1 protein-coding gene is annotated in these 543 nt (G+C 64.3%); it reads left to right on the top strand.

The annotated features are described in order from the left end of the window. A partial coding sequence (locus PMI26_RS07040) for a hypothetical protein (RefSeq protein WP_007977746.1) occupies positions 1-543 on the top strand: 543 nt, incomplete at both ends.

Raw genomic sequence — 543 nt, 5'->3', positions numbered from 1 at the left:
CAACAACGACGATCCGGTGGTCCTCAACGGCCTCAACGTGTACGGCGGCGAACTCACGGTCTACGAGAAAAACCTCAGTGACGGCAGTACCCCGGATGCCACGGCGCTGACCCAGAACGGCACCTTCACCGTCACCGCGCTGGACGGCGTGACGAGCCTGACTGTGGGCGGCATCGCCGTGGTCACCGCAGGTGTGGCCGCCGGCTTCCCGCAATCAATCACCACGCCGCTGGGCAGCACGCTGACCATCACCGGCTTCAACGCCGCCACCGGCGTGGTGAGCTACAGCTACACCCTCAACGACAACGAAGCGCACCCGACCGCCAACGGCGCCAACACCTTGCCTGAGCAGTTCACCGTGACCCTGGTCGACGACAACGGCACCACGGCCACCGGTTCACTGGACGTCAACATCGTCGATGACCTGCCTCAAGGCGTGAACGACAGCAATGGCACCGCCTCGGAAACCTTGCTGACCCTCAACGGCAACGTGCTGAGCAACGACGTGCAAGGCGCCGACCGGGTAACCATCGGTGAAGGCAC

The sequence above is a fragment of the Pseudomonas sp. GM33 genome, from assembly GCF_000282295.1.
GTDB classification, from domain to species: Bacteria; Pseudomonadota; Gammaproteobacteria; order Pseudomonadales; family Pseudomonadaceae; genus Aquipseudomonas; species Aquipseudomonas laurylsulfatiphila.
Note: the sequence above shows the minus strand (reverse complement) of the source record. Positions and strands in the feature narration are given on the sequence as shown.